The sequence below is a fragment of the Trichothermofontia sp. genome (assembly GCF_053493415.1).
Map to the genome: position 1 here is coordinate 1 of NZ_JBRCAD010000165.1, position 18,603 is coordinate 18,603.

Genomic DNA, 18,603 nt, shown 5'->3' on the forward strand with positions numbered 1-18,603 from the left:
CCGCCCAGGGATTCATGAAGTTTTGTAAATTAAGCTGTCAATCCGGTGGATGGGACCGCGACTTTTGGAAAACTTATGTTACTTTAGGAATAAGCATCCGCAAGCATTGAATGCACGAAAACCTGTTCAGGTTCAGTCCAGGATCAATGCCCTGCACAAGCCTCATGCAATGCCACTACTGGTAAGTCACTACTGGTAACGTTGTGTTAGGTGGAGGGTATTGGACAGAGTGCTCCACCGATGTGGGATATTTGTCGTCTCAACGGTTAGGACCCCTGACACGCTTCAGGTTAAGTGGTGCATTCTAGCTGCTTGGCGACGGTATTTGTCCGATCGCAGTTGGCGGTTGAGTTTGCTTGATCAACTGATAACGGAGTCTTTAGGGATTTCGTTAGTAGCTTCATGGCGGCGTTGGCCCAATCGCAGGGATTCCTTGGGTGGGGGTGATGGCGCGGGTGAGGGGTTGGCTCCGTTAGGAGATCGGCCTGGTTTTTTATGCTCATTTTTCTACTTTCATTTTTCTACTTATTGATTACTCTATTGCCGTATTCTGTCCTATGTTTTATGACTCGATGCCCATGCTGATCCTGGCCCTGGCCACAGGCTATTTGTTAGCTGTTTACCTTATCTTGAAACTAGGCGCACACCATTACCGCAGCCGACGGTTTTCTAAAGAGGTAGCCGCTGGTGAGATTGTGCAACCCCTATCGGCATCGCCTGCCCGGGGCTGGTCCTGGCGATCGGTTGCCCTGATGCTCAGGCCCAGCCGTCGGCGCAACTAGTGGGGCCTCAATCTAGCCCAGTAACCCAATCTGGTTAGATACGACCCTGGGTAGGGTAACGGCTGTAACGGGGGGAACTCTGCCCAACCAACGGCGGGCTGCTTGGCCAAAGGCATGGGCATCTCCACTGACACAGAAGCGGGTGGGGCGGGCGGGGTGCGTGCTGGCTAGCCCCAAGGCATCCAACTCTTGGGCCGCCGCCGCTACCAGGGATTGGGCCGGATCGATCAACTGCACTGATGGCGGTAGGATCTGGCGTAGGATCGGCTCTAGCAACGGATAGTGGGTACACCCATAAATTAGGCCATCGATCTGGTGGGCCAGGAGTGGGGCAAGATACTGTTGGGCAACCTGGTAGGTTTCGGGGGCGTCTAGGCGGTTCTGTTCAATTAGGGGGACGAACTCCGGACAGCCGATTTCCCAAACCTGGGCACTGGGGTCTGCTTCGCGAATGGCTTGGCCGTAGGCTCCACTGGCCGCCGTCGCTGGTGTGGCAATCACCCCAATCCGCTTGGCCCGTTGGACGGCTGCCCGTGCCCCTGGCAGGATTAACCCCAATATGGGCCAATCAAACTCCGTCTGTACAGCCTCTAGGGCCAGGGCTGAGCTGGTGTTACAGGCCATAATCACCATTTTGACCTGTTGGCTTTGCATCCAGGTCAGAATTTCCCGGACAAACTGGAGAATTTCGCCTGGACTGCGGGTGCCGTAGGGCAGACGGGCCGTATCGGCAAAATAGAGCACGGACTCCTGGGGCAGTTGGCGCTGGATTTCCCGCAGAACGGTCAACCCCCCCAAGCCACTATCGAAAATACCAATCCGAGCCGCAGGCCGATGAGTCGTAGCCGCGTTTTCGGCTAGGTGTAATGACAAGGGTGTGTTTGGCACTGAAGTCGCCCCTTGCGGGTGGGGGCGGCAATGGGATGAAGGATTCCTCACAAACCAACACTCTATTTAGTAGTAAAGGACAGACTCAACGTCAGCGAGTGCAGATGAGTCTGGATACTGTATCCTACCGCAACCGCTTTGGGGAAGGGAATCTTGGGGTATGGTCAGGCGGTGGGGGTGCTGATGGCACCATTAAGCGTTAGGTTTAAGGAGTAAATGAGCCAAATCGCTAATTATCATTACCGAACGCGGCATGGATTGCATACAGGTGACGGGGATTCGCGGGTACGGGTATACGGGTTTTTTCGCGGCAGAGCAGATGCTAGGGCAGTGGTTTGAGGTGGATGTGAGTCTCTGGCTAGATTTGACGATCGCTGCCCAAAGCGATCGTCTGGAGGACACCCTCAACTATGCCCAGGTCGTTGCCATTGTGCAGGAATTATTACAAACTGCTCGTTTTCAGCTACTAGAGCGCCTAGTGACGACGATCGCGGCGGCCCTGTTGGCGTATGACGATCGGGTTCAATCGGTACAGGTGCGGTTGACAAAACTGACCCCACCTATCCCCAATTTTTCAGGTCAAGTCACACTGGAAATTCAACGACAGCGACAGTAGCCCGCCGTAGCGATAGAGTAAGGGCGGATCATGGGGACAGCAGGATGACTTGGAATGTAGGACATACCCTCCACGGTGATCGCTACACGATCGAGCGCCCCTTGGGTATTGGGGGCTTTGGCATCACCTATCTGGCACGGGATACCCATGGTCGCCAGGTGGTGATTAAAACCCTCAAAGACAGTCTGCGCAACGAGAAGGACTTTGCCCATCGGTGCGATCGTTTTCGGGATGAAGCCTTGCGGCTAGCCCTGTGCCGCCACCCCCACATTGTCCAGATCGAAAATGCCTTTCAAGAGGGGGAGCTTCCCTGCATTGTGATGGAGTATGTCGCGGGCCAAACCCTGTGGGAGTGGGTGGAGGAGCGGGGTGCCCTATCGGAAGCGGAGGGGTTAGGCTACATTCGCCAGATTGGCAGCGCCCTCAGCACGATTCACGAGAAGGGGTTATTGCACCGGGATATCCAACCCCAGAACATTATGATGCGGCAACTGGCCGACTCACCCCCAGCGGCCCCCCTTTACGAAGCGGTTCTGATTGACTTTGGGTTGGCGCGGGAGTTTATCCCAGATACCAGTCAGGCGTATACGCTGGTGATGACCCACGGCTTTGCCCCGGTTGAACAATATATTCGGGAGGCGTTGCGCGGTGAATTTTCCGATGTGTATGCCCTCGCCGCCACCTTGTATTACGTGCTAACGCGGGAAATCCCAATTTCAGCCCATGCCCGTGCGGCCAAAGCTTCCCTGAAACCCCCTCAACGCTTCAACCCCCGTATTAGCGAGGCCACCAATGCCGCGATCGTGCAGGGGATGGCGATGCAGGCGAGCGATCGTCCCCAAACCGTGCGGGACTGGCTGGGCCAATTACCCGACCTCCCTATGCCAGACCCGGCTTCCTCGCCTGATCCTGGGAATGCCCCACCGCTGTCCCCGCCGCCTGTGTCAGGTAACCGTCCGGATTCGACCCCGGCGATCGTCGCTGTTCCTACCATTCCCCCCCTATCCACCTTAGAATCGGTTCCCCTGATCTCGTCCACGGGCATTGACTATGGTCCGCTGCGAGAGCAACTGGCGGCACAACAGTGGCAGTGGGCCGATGCTGAAACGGCGGGGTTAATGCTCAAAATTATGGGGCGGCAGGCTGCCGGTTGGTTACGGCTGGAGGATTTGCAACAGTTTCCCGCAGCAGATCTACGGACGATCGATCAGCTTTGGTATAACGGCAGTGGCGGACGGTTTGGGTTTTGCGTCCAGCAGCAAATCTGGCACACCCTAGTGGGTAGCCCCTATGCGGCCTTGGATGCCTGGTATGCCTTTGGCGATCGCGTGGGCTGGTCCCTCCAATCCCTCTGGTTGGACTGGCGTCACCTGAGCTTCGATCCAGAAACCGCCCCCCCTGGCCATCTACCCCATCTGCCCATACATTGGGTCATTGCGGTGGCCGCTTTGCTCCAGCGTCAGGATTTCCTGGGGGAGGGAACCCACGAACCGGGGTAACGAATCACACAAGAAAAATTAAGCCGATCTGCCATTTTATTCAGAGTTGCGCGAACATCTGTTAGGTTTGAGGAAAATCTTGGCAAAGGGTGTATTAACCAGCCGTGTCTGTGTCATTCCAACTGGTTCATACGTTAACAGGGCATACGGACTGGGTGCGCAATCTGGCGTTTAGTCCAGACGGCAGAATTCTTGCAAGTGTCGGTTGGGATGCCAGTGTACGGCTCTGGCGTACCCAAGACGGGTGTCTCCTGCATACGTTGAGTCACCACACCGATGCCGTCTCGGCGATCGCCTTTTCCCCCGACGGGAAAACCCTGGCCACGGGCAGTAAGGACAAAACGATTAAACTCTGGCAACCCGAAGGGGATTGTCTGCGGGTTAAGACCCTGACCGGGCATGGGGATTGGGTGTTGGCAGTGGCCTTTAGTCCGGATGGGCAATGGTTAGCCAGTACGGGCCGCGATCGCCGTATTTGCCTATGGCAGCTACCCACCGGGCACTTGCGTGGCCAGTTCGAGGGGCATACTGAGTGGGTCTTTTCTCTTGTTTTCAGCCCCGATAGCCATACCCTATTCAGCGGTAGTTGGGATAAAACGATTCGCCTGTGGCGGGTCCCCACGGGGGAGTTACTGCGGACGTTGGAGGGGCATACGAAATGGGTTTGGTCCCTGGCCTTGAGTCCGGATGGTCAAACCCTCGCCAGTGGCAGTGCGGATAACACCATTCGTCTATGGCGGCTGAATGTGGAACTGAATGATGCAGAAACGGTGCGGATCTTGTCTGGCCATAGTGATTGGGTGCTGTGTGTCGCCTTCAGTATTGATGGTGAATTCCTTGCCAGTGGTAGCGCTGATCGCACCTGTGCCCTTTGGCAGGCTGGACACTCCCGCCAAGAGCCAGAGACCCAGATCTGGCAAGCGGGGAAGGATCGGCTGGTACAACTTTTGCGGGGACACACGGAGACGGTTTTGGGGGTGGCGTTTTGTCCGAAAGGTCACTGGTTGGCCACCAGCAGTGGGGATACTACGATTAAACTGTGGCAGTAATCATGGCTAGCAGGATGGGATCACTGGCAATGGGAACCCAAGAATTTTTGACTGGAGAGAGGCCCTTGCCATCTCAGCCAGCCCCCCCCCGGTTACTTCCCCTGCCTCCCTGGCTAAAACGTCCGATCGGTCGGGCTAGTGAACTTTCGACGGTGCAGCGCATCATCAAGCAGCGTCAGATCTACACCATCTGCGAGGAGGGCCGGTGTCCGAATCGGGGCGAGTGCTATGCCCAGAAGACCGCCACTTTTTTATTAATGGGACCGACCTGTACCCGTGCCTGTGCGTTTTGCCAGGTGGATAAGGGTCATGCGCCCATGCCCCTGGATGGGGATGAACCCCACAAAATTGCGGAAGCCGTTGAGCTTTTGGGACTTCAGTATGTGGTGCTGACGGCGGTGGCGCGGGATGATTTGCCCGATCAGGGGGCGAGTCACTTTGTGGCCACCATGACAGCGATTCGTGCCCTGAATCCCCAGACCCAAATTGAGGTCCTAACACCGGATTTCTGGGGGGGGCATAGGGATCGCACCCAAGCGGCAGCAGCCCAAGCGGAGCGGGTGCAAACGGTGGTGATGGCCCAACCAGCTTGCTATAACCACAATATTGAAACCGTGCGTCGGCTCCAGGGACCGGTGCGCCGGGGAGCCAGTTACGATCGCTCTCTGCGGGTTCTATCTCTGGTTAAAGAGATGGCCCCTGGTATGCCCACCAAATCGGGCCTGATGTTGGGGCATGGGGAAACGGAGGCTGAAATTATTGAAGCCATGCAGGACTTACGGACGGTGGGCTGCGATCGCTTGACCCTGGGGCAATATTTGCAGCCTTCTCTCGCTCATTTGCCGGTGCAGCGGTATTGGACACCGGATGAGTTTGAGCGGTTGGGGGTGATTGCCCGTGGGTTGGGGTTTAGTTCGGTGCGATCGGGGCCGTTGGTGCGGAGTTCGTACCATTCAGGGGAAAGTGGGTGAAGGTTGGGTGCTTTGGGGGAACCACAAAGGCACAAAGGGCACAAAGTTAGCACAAAGCCTTAGTGTCCCTTCGTGTTCTTAGTGGCTTGGTGGTTTAAAGAACGACTAGGGAGGGCTGAGCTGATTGAAGGTTAAGTGGGGGTTGGCGCGATCGCTGGTCATGCTAACCCAAGCGAGTCCTTGGCGAGTCCCGATCCAGAGTTTCTTGCCCCCCACGTCAGGGGTGATGCTCAAAATATGGCTGGAGGGAAGATCACGGATCTGGCTGACGATCGCGCCATTATAAGGATTGACCTCGAACAGGCCATTGGTCGTCCCCACCCAAAGATTCTGGTTGCTGCCATTAAAACCGATCGCGGTCACATTGCGGTTGCGGAAGGCCGTGACCGATCGCACGACCTCGCCGGTTTTGTAGTCCATTTCCAGCAGGGCACTTGGTGTTCCCACCCAGAGAACCTGCTTGGGGCTGAGGCCGATCGCCTGGACGGTACTTCCCGGTAAATTGCCCACCCGTTGTAGGATATAGGCATTGGCGGTGTTGACCTTGACCAACCCTTCGAGGGTACCCACCCAGAGGTTGCGATCGGGATCGAGGCTGAGGGCATTGGCGCTGACCCCGGGGAGAACTTGCAGTGTCGTCATCAGGAGACCCCGATCAGGGCTGATCATACTGAGGCCGCGATCGCTACCCACCCAGAGGAAGCCACGGTGATCGATGAGCAGGGAAAGCACCCGATTGGAGGGCATGAAAAAATTCTGCGCTGTAATTTCCTGCGATCGGGGGTCAATCCGCTTCAACCCGTCGTAGGTTCCCACCCAGAGGCGACCCACTTTGTCTTGCACCAGGGCACCGATCGTGACATTGGGCAGATGAATTCGCGCATAGATCTGGCCAGTTTGCGGACTAATTTTGGCTAACCCCTGCCAGGAAGCGACCCAGAGGCCCCCCCGGTGTGGATCGGGATAAAGGGCACTAATGCGGCGATCGACCCCCAGGGACTCCGGTTCCAAACGCAACCGTTCCGGCGGCAGGGGATCAATGCCGGGTGGCGGCGGGGCCGGGGTAAAAATAGTGGTGGATTCCACCTGCTTGTTGAAGGGATTGGGCGTGACCGGAGGGGCTGTGCTGGGTCGCCGCTCGCGCACCTGAGCTAGAACCGCTGGCGGTAGGATGAGGCTGAGCAGGGCCAGCAAGGGGACTAGACGAAACCAAGGGGCAGGGCGCATGATCGTTTCTCGGCAACTCTTCTCTTCTGCCCCAAAGTATTGCCGTAAAGGCACAATTCGTCAAATTTTTCAAGTTGAGGGGCCAATCGACACGATCGCTCACCTGGCACCTTTAGCAGATTGCGTGACATATTTCGCATAAAAATTGACAAAAATTAAAATTTCATTGGACAGGTACATATAAAATTGAGCGGGCAATCAGGCTGCTTGAAAATAAATCAAACTTATTCACTGGCTTGAAAAAACTAAACTTTTCAGAATGCCATTACTGATATTCTTAATACTGGACAGCTTAACAACAGCGAAATTTTCTTGACCTGGTAGAAGCTGGTATTCCGTTTTGCATCGATACTAAGCCATTCAAGGCGATTGCCCTGGAATGCTTGGCAGAGGGGATGGGATCAAGGGAACGCTTATCAGATAAGCGCTGCTTTTGTCTGTCATCACGCCATCGGATATCGATCACAAGAGGGGGCAGGTCCATTTTGTCACCTGACACCTTGAACCTGAAGTCGCACTATTCGCAGGAAAGGAACTTATGTCTTACGCGCAAACGAAAACTTCGTCCAAATCCGGCTATCAAGCGGGGGTGAAGGACTACAAACTGACCTACTACACACCGGACTACACCCCGAAGGACACGGATGTTCTGGCTGCTTTCCGGGTAACACCCCAACCCGGTGTCCCCCCTGAAGAAGCGGGTGCAGCCGTGGCGGCGGAATCCTCCACCGGGACCTGGACCACCGTTTGGACGGACCTACTGACCGACCTCGATCGCTACAAGGGCCGTTGCTACGACGTTGAGCCTGTTCCTGGCGAAGATAACCAATACTTCTGCTACGTGGCCTACCCCCTCGACCTGTTTGAAGAAGGGTCGGTCACCAACATGCTGACCTCGATCGTGGGGAACGTATTCGGGTTCAAAGCCCTGCGTGCCCTGCGGTTGGAAGACCTGCGGATTCCCATCGCCTACCTGAAGACTTTCCAAGGCCCGCCCCACGGCATTCAGGTGGAACGCGATAAGTTGAACAAGTATGGTCGCCCCCTGTTGGGTTGTACGATTAAGCCTAAGCTCGGTCTGTCAGCGAAGAACTACGGTCGGGCTGTGTACGAATGTCTGCGCGGTGGTCTGGACTTCACCAAGGACGACGAAAACATCAACTCCCAGCCCTTCATGCGCTGGCGCGATCGCTTCCTGTTTGTGCAAGAAGCCATCGAAAAGGCCCAGGCTGAGACCGGGGAAATCAAGGGCCACTACCTGAACGTGACGGCTCCCACCTGCGAAGAAATGCTGAAACGGGCCGAATTTGCCAAGGAAATTGGCACCCCGATCATCATGCACGACTTCCTAACCGGTGGTTTTACAGCCAACACCACCCTGGCCCGCTACTGCCGCGACAACGGCCTGCTGCTCCACATCCACCGGGCGATGCACGCGGTGATCGACCGTCAGCGCAACCACGGGATTCACTTCCGCGTGTTGGCCAAGTGCCTGCGGATGTCCGGTGGTGACCACCTCCACTCCGGGACCGTCGTCGGTAAGCTGGAAGGGGAAAAGGGCATCACGATGGGGTTTGTGGACCTGATGCGTGAAGATCACATCGAAGCCGATCGCGCCCGCGGCATCTTCTTCACCCAAGATTGGGCCTCCATGCCCGGTGTGATGCCCGTGGCCTCCGGTGGGATTCACGTGTGGCACATGCCCGCCCTAGTGGAAATCTTTGGCGATGACTCCTGCCTGCAATTTGGCGGTGGGACCCTCGGCCACCCCTGGGGGAACGCACCCGGTGCGACCGCGAACCGCGTTGCCCTGGAAGCCTGTATCCAGGCCCGGAACGAAGGCCGCAACCTCTTCCGCGAAGGCGGTGATGTCATCCGCGAAGCCGCCAAGTGGTCGCCGGAACTGGCCGTCGCTTGCGAACTGTGGAAGGAAATCAAGTTCGAGTTCGAGGCAATGGACACGCTGTAAGCCTGAATGCAGAACGGTGGGGGATGAGGCATTTATACTCACCCTTCACCAAACGTTCTTCATGCTTATGGGGTGGGGACTATGAACTTAAAGCAAATTGCCAAAGATACGGCGAAGGTTCTGATGAGCTATCTGACCTATCAAGCCGTGCGCACGGTGATTGCCCAGTTGAGTGAAACCAACCCGCCCCAAGCCATCTGGCTCAGCCACTTTTCAGCGACGGACAAGATTCAGGATGGGGAAGCTTACCTGCGGGAGTTGGGACAGGCCAACCAGGAACTCGCGCTGCGAATTATGACGCTGCGTGCCCATCTGGCGGAGGAAGTTGCCAGTTTTCTGCCGGAAATGGTGCAAACCGGTATCCAGCAGTCGAATATGGAGCATCGCCGCCAGTTCCTTGAACGGATTACCCAGTTAGCCCCGCAAACCACCAGTTCCCATCCGGAAGCCGCCGATGACTCGGACACCAGCTCCGCCCCTAACGCTGAGGGGTAATCTTGGTGGAATCCGGCCCAGTGCATCATTTTTGTTTGTTTTTTAGTTTTCAGATTTCGGGAGTTATCGAACATTATGCAAACGCTACCTAAAGAGCGCCGCTACGAAACCCTGTCCTATCTGCCCCCCCTGTCGGATGCGCAAATGACGCGCCAGATCCAGTACATTCTGGAGCAGGGCTATATTCCAGCGGTGGAATTCAGTGAGACCTCGGAACCCAAGGAACACTACTGGACGATGTGGAAGCTGCCCCTGTTCGGTGCCCGCTCTACTGACGAAGTGCTGTCAGAAATTCGGGCTTGCCGGACGGAATATTCCCACTGCTATGTCCGGGTGGTCGGTTTTGACAATATCAAGCAGTGCCAAGTGCTGAGCTTTATTGTCCACAAGCCGAATCAAAGCCGCTACTAATCGCTGTCACTAACGCGATTCCACCGCAATCGTCATAGATCGCGCCAGTAGTCCGTTTTTAATGGGGTAGGTTGGGGCAAATCCAGTGCAACCCAACAAGTTCAGCGATCGTGTTGGGTCTTGCAAGCCAACCTACCAGTCCTCCGCGCACGATCGTCATCTCAGTCGATCGAAACGTTGTGCAGTGGGGTAGGCATCCTGCCTGCCCGTGAAGTAGCTGGGACAGCTATCCTGCATTTAGACAGCCGGGACGGCTACTCCATGTTTAAGGGGCGATTGACTGAATCTTGATCATGAAGATCGGTTGACAGAGCTTGCGGTTGACGTTTTGCGTATTGCCACAAGGGCAGGGCACAGACAAGGTTTGCGATCGGGTGACCGATGCGCGATCGGGTCTCCCCGTCTTTGTGGCTTTTTAATTTAAAGATTGCTGGTGTTGTTTAGAGCTTGTGCAACTGTGGATACCCGCTATCAAATTCCACCCCGGTTTCTTGAAAAACTGGCCATTCATATCACTAAGAATTTCCTGGACTTGCCAGGAGTGCGAGTGCCCCTCATTTTGGGGATTCATGGCCCCAAGGGGGAAGGCAAATCCTTCCAGTGTGCGCTGGTGTTTGAGCGGATGCAGGTGGAGGTTGTCCATATCTCGGCAGGGGAACTGGAAAGCCCCGATGCGGGTGATCCATCCCGGTTGATCCGCCTGCGTTACCGGGAGGCGGCAGAGCTAGCGCGGGTGCGGGGGCGGATGTGTGTGTTGATGATCAATGACCTGGATGCGGGAGCCGGACGCTTTGATCAGGCCACCCAATACACCGTCAATACCCAACTGGTCAATGCCACGTTGATGAACATTGCCGACAATCCCACCAATGTGCAATTGCCCGGTAGCTATGACAGTAAGCCGATCCAGCGGATTCCGATTATTGTCACTGGCAACGACTTCTCAACGCTCTACGCTCCCCTCGTGCGCGATGGCCGGATGGAGAAATTCTACTGGCATCCGCTGTTGGAAGAACGGCTGACGATCGTCCAGGGAATTTTCCGTGAGGACGGCCTCAGCACCTCGGAAATTGCCCGTCTGGTGGAATGTTTTCCCGATCAGGCGATCGACTTTTTCAGCACACTCCGGGCACGGGCCTACGATGAACAGGTACGTCACTTTATCCATCAGGTCGGCATTGAACACGTCTCCCTGGCGGTGATGAACAGTGCCAGTAGTCCCCCCGTTTTTGCCCAACCCCAGTTCAGCTTCTTCCAACTCAAGGAGTGGGGCTGTGTTTTACTGGAGGAACAAAAGCGGGTGCGGCAGCGCGGCTTATTGACGGAATATCTTTAAGAATTCTCAGGAGATCGCCAATGGCACCTAGGATAGCCGTCTTGGCTTGTCTCAGGGGCAGGCAGGATACTTGCAGGGGCAGGCAGGATGCCTACCCCACAAGAGTTTTTCGGGCGTGTAGTGTCTTCAACGGAGAATCGACGGACTCTTTTTAGGGCGTATCTGGCTGGGCTGGTTTTTGATGCCCGTGGGTGGGGCAGGGGGGAGCCGACAGGGAGCGATCGAGCCAGCCGACGGCTTGTTGTAACCGGGGCAGGGCTTCCTGGGGTTGTTGTTTGAGTAAATAAACCAGGGCGGTGGCCGCTTGTTCGAGCGATCGTGCATTCCGGTTGGCCTTAAGCTGGTGCCAGTCCTGAGGACCGATCGCCAGCCGCTCTGCTAGAATTTGGGCCAACTCTAGGGTACTGAGATCGGCGATCGCGGGATGATGTTGGGTCGAGCGCAACGCTGGTGTTGGCGTAAACGTTTGGGCAGGATGGGACATAGGGCGTAAACTGGTTAACCACACTCGCACATTTTCCTATTATCCAGCTTCCCACCCGTTCCGGTTACCGCGATCTGGAGCAACCCGTTAACCCTGGTATGCTCAACCGCATGGATTTAATCACACCCTTGCTTGTTAGTTGTTGATATGCCACCGTTCCCAGAAGCTACCCCCACACCTGAAGATGAGCGCCAGGAAAGCTCCCAGTTAGATTCCCCCGCGCAGCATCCGCCGCCGAAGCCTTTACCCCATGCAGAGGAGACGGATACCGATGCCTTTGAGCGTATTTTGGGGGATCTGGAAAGTAGCTTTCAAAGCTTAAAGGAACGCTATCAGCAAATTAAACAGGATCAGGCGCAACAAGCTATCCTCCAACAACGCCTAGACGCGATCGAATTTGAATTACAAACAGCCCAATCCCAAATCCAGATTACGGAACTCAAAAAGGAAGCCCAACAAATTCTGCGCCAACTGGAAGCCCTCTCCGTCAATCTAGAGAGTCGGCTGATCAACTGGGAAAGTCTTCGGGAAGTGTTTTGGCAAGCCGTTCGATTCGCTGGTTTGGGGATTGTGGTGGGTTGGGTATTGCGATCGTGTGTCGGTTAACCATTAAGATGAACTCAACTGAAAAATGCGTGGTATAGCTAGTTTTAGTACCTCGTCCTTCCTTGAGACAACGTTGAGGGAGTGCAGATAATGATAAGCTAAACAGCTAAGCACGCATTTCTCATAGAGCAACGATTATCAAACAATCCGTTGCAGCGCAACTGACACTCCTGTACTGCTATCAAAACTTGATGTGTTACTTGTTACAAAAGCAGTCTTATTGACTATTCTCTCAAGACTGTTACTGCAACGATGCTCTAGGTGACTTAGGCTTAGGCGACACGCAGATGCTGTACTGATCTTCAGGGTACTTATCCTGTAACCGTAAGCTTTTGACATATTCGTCTAAACTTCCGTATTGCATAATCATTTCTCTATAATCTTCCAATAAATTTATCCAAATGACTTCACCAGTTGCTTTGTTGGTAATTTTTACACCAAATTCCATAATCAATACTCTCTTTCAAACAACCTTAAGCAAGCAATTGCTACATCTAAGAAACTGAAATAATATATAGCTAAGCTTGAATAGGCTAAGCTTGCAGAACATACCTCAATTCTAGCATGAATTTGCGCCTTGCCTATTGGCACCCGTGACTTCTGGACAATATCGCGAGCGATCGCTCAATGCCAAAACCTACCCTAAGGGGCTTTGTGTGCCTCCGTATAAATTCTTAGTATCGCAGGCATTTACCGTTCAGCCCGCTTACCTTGCTCATGGCATCAATTCTAGCCCAATCGGTTCTGGAGGTATTGTTCATAGCGTCTGTGTTGATAGGTCAGTGCCTTACCTAAGGAGAGGATACCTCTCTAGTACAACTATACGACTGATGACCGGCTCTATAGCTCATCAACCTTACAAAAATATGTTATTATCAGTTCGGAGGCTTTGGAGTGCTTGTAACTTCATAGCCTTTTTAATTTTAAAGCTTGTCTTCCTTGGCCCGTAAATCCGTAATCACGGCAAAACTCCACACAGGATAATTCGGATTTCCGTTAACTTCCTGAATAGCACGATACTGAAGGCTGAGTAATTGTTCAGTTAAATCATCTAAATCCGGTCGCTTTGGCTCTGTCATACCCTCAAAACGCACATTCCAAGAAGTAATATAGGCAGCAAAATCAAATGCTGGAAGTTGTTCTGCCAATCGATAGGTCTTTCTCTTTAAAAGTTTCTTGGCTTTTAACTCACGACTAACGGTACTATAACGCATACCAAAATAGTGTTTTTCTGCTTCCTGCAAAGCCTTGACTAAATTCCAGAGATCGCGATCCTTTACAGCCACACCCGCAAGCACCTCATCAGGAGATTCTCGGTGATCTTGACCACTTTCATCCACAAATAAAAAATATGCCATTTAATCACCTAAAGCGATAGATCACTTTGACTCCAGGTTCTCAATTCTGTCGCACACTATACTTCAAGACTGCTAATGCTGCATGATGTCCTGATCGCCCTCCCCCACTCCCCCGCCAACACCACGGAATCTATAGTTCATCTAAAGCTTAGTGAGGGCAACCCGTCGCGCTCTTTAAGATAAAGGCAGACAGCGATCGCACCTCGCGATCGTTGCCCTTTCACTTGTTTAAGGAGGCTCGGTATGGTAGCTGAGGCAAAACCCATCGTCGAAGAACATACCCTAGACCGGGACTGTACCACCCTGTCCCGCCACGTCCTCCAGCAAATGCAAAGCTTTTCCGCCGATGCCCAGGACCTCAGCGCCCTCATGGGCCGGATTGGGTTAGCCGCCAAATTGATTGCCCGTCGCCTCAGTCGGGCCGGGTTGATGGAAAACGCCCTGGGGTTTACCGGCGATGTCAACGTCCAGGGCGAGTCGGTGAAAAAGATGGACGTGTACGCCAATGAGGTGTTTATCGCCGTCTTCAAGCAAAGTGGCCTCGTCTGTCGGCTGGCTTCCGAAGAAATGGAGCAGCCCTACTATATTCCCGAAAACTGCCCGATCGGTCGCCATACCCTCGTCTATGACCCGATCGACGGCTCCTCCAACGTCGATATTGACCTGAACGTGGGATCAATCTTTGCCGTGCGCCAGCAGGAAGGACTCGATGAAGACGGCACCGCCCAGGATTTATTACAACCCGGGCGCAAACAAATCGCCGCTGGCTATGTCCTCTATGGTCCCAGCACCCAGCTTGTTTACACGATCGGCAAAGGTGTCCATCTCTTCACCCTCGACCCCAGCCTGGGCGAATTCATCCTGTCAGCGGAAAACATTCGCGTCCCCGAACATGGTCCCGTCTATAGCGCCAACGAAGGCAACTTCTGGCAATGGCAGGAACCCATTCGCGACTACATTCGCTATGTTCACCGCCACGAGGGCTATACTGCCCGCTATAGTGGTGCCCTTGTTGCCGATATCCACCGGATTCTGATGCAGGGTGGGGTTTTCCTCTACCCCGGCACCGTGAAAAAGCCCGAAGGTAAATTGCGCCTCCTGTACGAATCGGCTCCCCTTGCGTTTGTGATCGAGCAGGCGGGCGGACGGGCCAGCACGGGCAGTCAGGAAATCATGGACGTAATCCCCGATCGCCTCCACCAACGCACCCCCCTAATTATTGGTAGCCCCGACAACGTTGCCCTAGTTGAATCCTTTATTCAAGAACGTCAGCGGGAAGCCGCGATCGATTTGGCGATCAAAACCTAACGGCCCCAATGGGTTCCGTAGGGGCGGGTTGCGCCCAAATCTTGTCGGGAAACCAACACGATCGATAAACCCACCCAAATCCTGCGATCGCGCCCAAATCCCGGCCCACGATCGCGGCAAAATGTTGGCAGGACGACAGACAACCCTAGGCCCTTTGCCCCAATACTCTCAAAGATCGCCTCACTTCCGCCGTGTTACCCACGAAACATCCTTATCCTGTGCCTATCCGGAGTTAACTCGCATCTATGGTCAGCTTACTTGAAAATCCCCTACGGGTTGGGTTGCAACAGGAGCGCACCCCCGATCCCGCCGTCCTCGTGATCTTTGGGGCCTCTGGTGACCTCACCCAGCGCAAACTGGTGCCTGCTCTCTATGCCCTCAAACAACAGCGTCGCCTCCCCCCCGAAACGACGATCGTTGGCTTTGCCCGCCGTGAGTGGAGCCATGACTATTTCCGGGAGCAAATGCGCGAGGGGATCGAACAGTTTTCCAGCGGGATTGGCAGCGAAGACCTGTGGCAGGATTTTGCACGGGGGTTGTACTACTGTGCTGGTGATATCGACAAACCGGAAAGCTATCAGAAACTTAAGGCATTCCTGAGCGAACTGGATGAGGAACGCCGCACCCGTGGCAATCGCGTTTTCTACCTGGCCGTTTCCCCCAAATTCTTCCCCGAAGCGATTCAACAATTGGGCAATGCCCAGATGCTCAGCGACCCCAGCAAGCAACGGCTGGTGATTGAAAAGCCCTTTGGTCGTGACCTGCGATCGGCCCAAGCCTTGAACCAGGTGGTCCGTCAAGTGTGCCGCGAAGATCAGGTCTATCGGATCGACCATTACCTGGGTAAAGAAACCGTCCAAAATCTGCTAGTCTTTCGCTTTGCCAACGCGATCTTTGAACCCCTGTGGAACCGCCAATTTGTCGATAATGTGCAAATTACTGTGGCGGAAACCGTGGGCGTCGAAGATCGGGCCGGGTATTACGAAAGTTCCGGTGCCCTGCGCGACATGGTGCAAAACCACCTGATGCAACTCTTCTGCCTCACGGCAATGGAACCCCCCAACGCCCTTGATGCCGACAGTATTCGCGGCGAAAAAGTCAAAGTCGTTCAGGCCACCCACTTGGCCGATATTCGCAACCTCGATCGCTGTGCTGTGCGCGGTCAATACGGAGCCGGGGTGATGCGCGGCCAATCGGTGAACGGCTATCGCCAGGAACCGGGCGTGAGTCAGGCGTCCATTACCCCCACCTATGTTGCCCTCAAGCTAATGATTGATAACTGGCGCTGGCAGGGGGTCCCCTTCTACCTGCGCACCGGCAAACGCCTGTCCAAAAAGGTGACTGAAATCGCGGTCCAGTTCCGGGAAGTTCCCGTCCTCATCTTCCAATCCGCCGCCCAGCAAGTGAACCCCAACGTCCTTGCCCTACGGATTCAGCCCAACGAAGGCATCTCCATGCGCTTTGAGGTGAAAATGCCAGGACCGGATCTGCGCACGCGATCGGTCGATATGGACTTCGGCTACGGCTCTGCCTTTGGGATTACCACCTCCGATGCCTACGATCGCCTCCTCCTGGACTGCATGATCGGCGACCAAACCCTGTTCACCCGTGCTGACGAAGTGGAAGCTGCCTGGGGGATGCTCACTCCCGTCCTCTCGGCTTGGGAAGCCCCCACCGATCCCAGCAAGATCCCCACCTACGAAGCCGGGACTTGGGGACCCGCTGCGGCAGAAGAACTGGTCAACCAGGATGGACGCCGCTGGCGACGGTTATGACATTTTGGGATGCGATCGTCACAATAAGGGTGGGATGAATTCAAAGTTCAAAATTCAAAGTTCAAAGTTCAAAACTCGAATTTCCCCCTCGCAGGCAAGACGCCTTATAGCCGTTGGGCAGGCGGGTGGACAAGCAGGTGGACGGGGGGAGTGGACAGGCGGGATGCCTATTTCCTGTTCCCGGTCTCCTATTCCCGGTTCTCTGCCTCCTAATTCCCGATTCCTGGTTGCGGCTCCGATTCCCTGTTCCCTATCCAATCACTTACCCCGTACCGTCCCATGATGACTACCACAACGACCCCCCTCATCTCCCTGCAAAATCCTAAGGATGTCTCCCTAGGAGAGATCGAAGCTGAACTGAGCAGTCTTTGGCAAAACTATGGCCCCAATGATGCTGGGGTGGGGATGCCGACCCGCGCGTCAACCTTTACGCTGATCATCTATGAACCCGATGCGACCCAGCAATTACTGGCGATGTTGGGCTACTACCAGGGTCCCCTGGATGGGATTACCGGACCCCGCACAGAAGCGGCCCTCCGACAGGCCCAAACGGACTATGGCTTAAAGGTGACGGGGCGCAGCGATCACGACACGCTGAATACGCTCTACCAAGCCTTCCTGAAGCAACAAACCCAAGCCGAGGGAGCCTCGAATGGTGTCACGCCGTCCCTGGGGGCTGACTTGAGTGCATCCGGCTTTGCTGATGCGATCGCGACCCAAAACCCTTGCCGCGTCATTGCCCTGTGTGTGCTGCCCGGTGAGGATGAGGGGGTGACGGCGCAGGTGTCGGCCTATTGCCCCATCCATAAGCAAAACCAGAGTTCTTTGATCTGCTGCGAATACATTACCCTGCGGGGGACAAAAACCGCCCTTGCCCGGAATAGTGCGTTGGTGACTTCACTGCTGATTGGTCAGTTGCCCAAGTTCCTCTGGTGGAAGGCCAGTCCCCAAGCTGATATGGAATTCTTCCAGGCCCTCGCGGAGGTTTGTGACTGCACCATTCTTGACTCCAGTAACTTTGATGAACCGGAGCCAGAAATCCTGCGCTTGCAACGTTTGGTTGAGGAGGGCACGTACATTGCGGATCTGAATTGGCGGCGGTTGGCAGCGTGGCAGGAACTGACTGCTGAAGCTTTTGATCCGCCGGAACGGCGGGCGGCCATCTATGAAGTCGATCGCGTCACGATTGACTATGAATACGGGAATCCGGCCCAAGCCTTGATGTATCTGGGTTGGTTGGCGAGTCGGCTCGGTTGGCAGCCAGTACGGGCTGTGCATGAAGGCGGTGACTACGACCTCAGGCGCGTCTATTTTGAATCCACGACCGGACGGGCGATCGAGGCCGAGTTAGCCGCCCTGCCCGTGGCTGATGTGGGGGAAGTGATCGGTGATCTGATCGATCTGCGCCTCGCTTCGACCAACCCCAATGCCGACTGTTGCACGATCCTCTGTTCGGAAACGATGGGCTGTATGCGCATGGAGTCGGGCGGCGGTGCCCAATCTGGCCGGATTCAGCAGGTGACGCCGCTGACGGATCAAAAAGCCGAAACCCTCTTGGGGCAGCAACTCCAACGCTGGGGGCGCGAATTGCTCTATGAAGAAAGCCTGGTGGTGACGGCGCAGATTATTCGTCTGTTCGAGACAGCTTAGTCTAACGTAACTGTGATGAAGGGACTCAACAGTTTGACCAGAAGTGTTGAAAGTTAGGTTAAGCGATGGAAAAAAAGGACAGAATGCAGTATTCTGTCCTCTAACAAATAAAAAATGATGTTCTATGATAGCCTCATTCCCGAAGCTTGTCAAATTGATCTTGAAGCAGCTTTGTCCGC

The 18,603-nt window shown here is 54.8% G+C and carries 17 protein-coding genes; 13 read left to right on the plus strand and 4 right to left on the minus strand.

Translation table 11 applies throughout. From position 1 onward, the window contains the following. Positions 1-557: 557 nt before the first annotated feature. Positions 558-782 (plus strand): hypothetical protein, encoded by a 225-nt coding sequence (locus ACWIUF_RS14175; RefSeq protein WP_448573104.1) that lies wholly within the window; start codon positions 558-560, stop codon positions 780-782. A gap of 12 nt (positions 783-794) precedes the next feature. On the opposite strand, the gene murI is transcribed toward ACWIUF_RS14175, so the two are convergent. Next, positions 795-1,670, minus strand: a complete 876-nt coding sequence (gene murI / locus ACWIUF_RS14180) for a glutamate racemase (protein ID WP_448573106.1) — start codon at positions 1,668-1,670, stop codon at positions 795-797. 253 nt (positions 1,671-1,923) lie between these two features. On the opposite strand from murI, the gene folB reads away from it, so the two are divergent. The 4 genes from folB to lipA all read left to right on the plus strand — a co-directional run bounded on the left by folB (position 1,924) and on the right by lipA (position 5,805). Further along, complete coding sequence (folB, locus tag ACWIUF_RS14185; RefSeq protein WP_448573107.1) at positions 1,924-2,286, plus strand: dihydroneopterin aldolase; 363 nt, start codon at positions 1,924-1,926, stop codon at positions 2,284-2,286. Positions 2,287-2,330: 44 nt separating this feature from the next. Beyond that, positions 2,331-3,785 (plus strand): protein kinase domain-containing protein, encoded by a 1,455-nt coding sequence (locus ACWIUF_RS14190; RefSeq protein WP_448573108.1) that lies wholly within the window; start codon positions 2,331-2,333, stop codon positions 3,783-3,785. A 104-nt stretch (positions 3,786-3,889) separates the two neighbouring features. Then, positions 3,890-4,834 (plus strand): WD40 repeat domain-containing protein, encoded by a 945-nt coding sequence (locus ACWIUF_RS14195; RefSeq protein ID WP_448573109.1) that lies wholly within the window; start codon positions 3,890-3,892, stop codon positions 4,832-4,834. Positions 4,835-4,899: 65 nt separating this feature from the next. Beyond that, positions 4,900-5,805, plus strand: a complete 906-nt coding sequence (lipA, locus tag ACWIUF_RS14200; RefSeq protein WP_448573110.1) for a lipoyl synthase — start codon at positions 4,900-4,902, stop codon at positions 5,803-5,805. A 105-nt stretch (positions 5,806-5,910) separates the two neighbouring features. Here lipA and ACWIUF_RS14205 read toward each other — a convergent pair whose 3' ends face one another. Beyond that, complete coding sequence (locus ACWIUF_RS14205; protein WP_448573111.1) at positions 5,911-7,032, minus strand: ligand-binding sensor domain-containing protein; 1,122 nt, start codon at positions 7,030-7,032, stop codon at positions 5,911-5,913. Between the two features lie 538 nt (positions 7,033-7,570). Here ACWIUF_RS14205 and ACWIUF_RS14210 point away from each other — a divergent pair. The 4 genes from ACWIUF_RS14210 to ACWIUF_RS14225 all read left to right on the plus strand — a co-directional run bounded on the left by ACWIUF_RS14210 (position 7,571) and on the right by ACWIUF_RS14225 (position 11,243). Further along, positions 7,571-9,001 (plus strand): form I ribulose bisphosphate carboxylase large subunit, encoded by a 1,431-nt coding sequence (locus ACWIUF_RS14210; RefSeq protein ID WP_448573112.1) that lies wholly within the window; start codon positions 7,571-7,573, stop codon positions 8,999-9,001. Between the two features lie 81 nt (positions 9,002-9,082). Then, entirely contained in the window at positions 9,083-9,496 is a 414-nt protein-coding gene (gene rcbX / locus ACWIUF_RS14215; RefSeq protein WP_448573113.1) for a RuBisCO chaperone RbcX, read from the plus strand. A gap of 75 nt (positions 9,497-9,571) precedes the next feature. After that, entirely contained in the window at positions 9,572-9,907 is a 336-nt protein-coding gene (locus ACWIUF_RS14220; RefSeq protein WP_448560873.1) for a ribulose bisphosphate carboxylase small subunit, read from the plus strand. A gap of 457 nt (positions 9,908-10,364) precedes the next feature. Beyond that, positions 10,365-11,243 carry an AAA family ATPase gene (locus ACWIUF_RS14225; RefSeq protein ID WP_448573114.1) on the plus strand — a complete coding sequence of 293 codons (879 nt, stop codon included), beginning with the start codon at positions 10,365-10,367 and terminating at the stop codon, positions 11,241-11,243. 151 nt (positions 11,244-11,394) lie between these two features. Here ACWIUF_RS14225 and ACWIUF_RS14230 read toward each other — a convergent pair whose 3' ends face one another. Beyond that, a complete protein-coding gene (locus tag ACWIUF_RS14230; protein ID WP_448573115.1) occupies positions 11,395-11,727 on the minus strand; it encodes a DUF6439 family protein in 333 nt (110 codons plus the stop codon). Positions 11,728-11,874: 147 nt separating this feature from the next. Here ACWIUF_RS14230 and ACWIUF_RS14235 point away from each other — a divergent pair, with 147 nt between their 5' ends. Further along, a complete protein-coding gene (locus ACWIUF_RS14235) occupies positions 11,875-12,333 on the plus strand; it encodes a hypothetical protein (protein WP_448573116.1) in 459 nt (152 codons plus the stop codon). 923 nt (positions 12,334-13,256) lie between these two features. On the opposite strand, the gene ACWIUF_RS14240 is transcribed toward ACWIUF_RS14235, so the two are convergent. Then, a complete protein-coding gene (locus ACWIUF_RS14240; protein WP_448573117.1) occupies positions 13,257-13,691 on the minus strand; it encodes a DUF3800 domain-containing protein in 435 nt (144 codons plus the stop codon). 243 nt (positions 13,692-13,934) lie between these two features. Here ACWIUF_RS14240 and fbp point away from each other — a divergent pair, with 243 nt between their 5' ends. The 3 genes from fbp to opcA all read left to right on the plus strand — a co-directional run bounded on the left by fbp (position 13,935) and on the right by opcA (position 18,424). Continuing rightward, positions 13,935-14,999, plus strand: coding sequence for a class 1 fructose-bisphosphatase (gene fbp, locus ACWIUF_RS14245; RefSeq protein ID WP_448573118.1), 1,065 nt, complete (start codon positions 13,935-13,937; stop codon positions 14,997-14,999). A gap of 245 nt (positions 15,000-15,244) precedes the next feature. After that, positions 15,245-16,774, plus strand: coding sequence for a glucose-6-phosphate dehydrogenase (gene zwf / locus ACWIUF_RS14250; RefSeq protein ID WP_448573120.1), 1,530 nt, complete (start codon positions 15,245-15,247; stop codon positions 16,772-16,774). Between the two features lie 279 nt (positions 16,775-17,053). Beyond that, positions 17,054-18,424, plus strand: coding sequence for a glucose-6-phosphate dehydrogenase assembly protein OpcA (opcA, locus tag ACWIUF_RS14255; RefSeq protein ID WP_448573122.1), 1,371 nt, complete (start codon positions 17,054-17,056; stop codon positions 18,422-18,424). Positions 18,425-18,603 lie beyond the last annotated feature (179 nt).

Excerpts from the sequence above, each read along its gene's own strand:
- ACWIUF_RS14175 (WP_448573104.1), top strand. The coding sequence starts at position 558 with ATGTTTTATGACTCGATGCCCATGCTGATCCTGGCCCTGGCCACAGGC.
- folB (WP_448573107.1), top strand. The coding sequence starts at position 1,924 with ATGGATTGCATACAGGTGACGGGGATTCGCGGGTACGGGTATACGGGT.
- ACWIUF_RS14190 (WP_448573108.1), top strand. The coding sequence starts at position 2,331 with ATGACTTGGAATGTAGGACATACCCTCCACGGTGATCGCTACACGATC.
- ACWIUF_RS14205 (WP_448573111.1), bottom strand. The coding sequence starts at position 7,032 with ATGCGCCCTGCCCCTTGGTTTCGTCTAGTCCCCTTGCTGGCCCTGCTC.
- ACWIUF_RS14210 (WP_448573112.1), top strand. The coding sequence starts at position 7,571 with ATGTCTTACGCGCAAACGAAAACTTCGTCCAAATCCGGCTATCAAGCG.
- rcbX (WP_448573113.1), top strand. The coding sequence starts at position 9,083 with ATGAACTTAAAGCAAATTGCCAAAGATACGGCGAAGGTTCTGATGAGC.
- ACWIUF_RS14220 (WP_448560873.1), top strand. The coding sequence starts at position 9,572 with ATGCAAACGCTACCTAAAGAGCGCCGCTACGAAACCCTGTCCTATCTG.
- ACWIUF_RS14230 (WP_448573115.1), bottom strand. The coding sequence starts at position 11,727 with ATGTCCCATCCTGCCCAAACGTTTACGCCAACACCAGCGTTGCGCTCG.
- ACWIUF_RS14235 (WP_448573116.1), top strand. The coding sequence starts at position 11,875 with ATGCCACCGTTCCCAGAAGCTACCCCCACACCTGAAGATGAGCGCCAG.
- ACWIUF_RS14240 (WP_448573117.1), bottom strand. The coding sequence starts at position 13,691 with ATGGCATATTTTTTATTTGTGGATGAAAGTGGTCAAGATCACCGAGAA.
- fbp (WP_448573118.1), top strand. The coding sequence starts at position 13,935 with ATGGTAGCTGAGGCAAAACCCATCGTCGAAGAACATACCCTAGACCGG.
- zwf (WP_448573120.1), top strand. The coding sequence starts at position 15,245 with ATGGTCAGCTTACTTGAAAATCCCCTACGGGTTGGGTTGCAACAGGAG.
- opcA (WP_448573122.1), top strand. The coding sequence starts at position 17,054 with ATGATGACTACCACAACGACCCCCCTCATCTCCCTGCAAAATCCTAAG.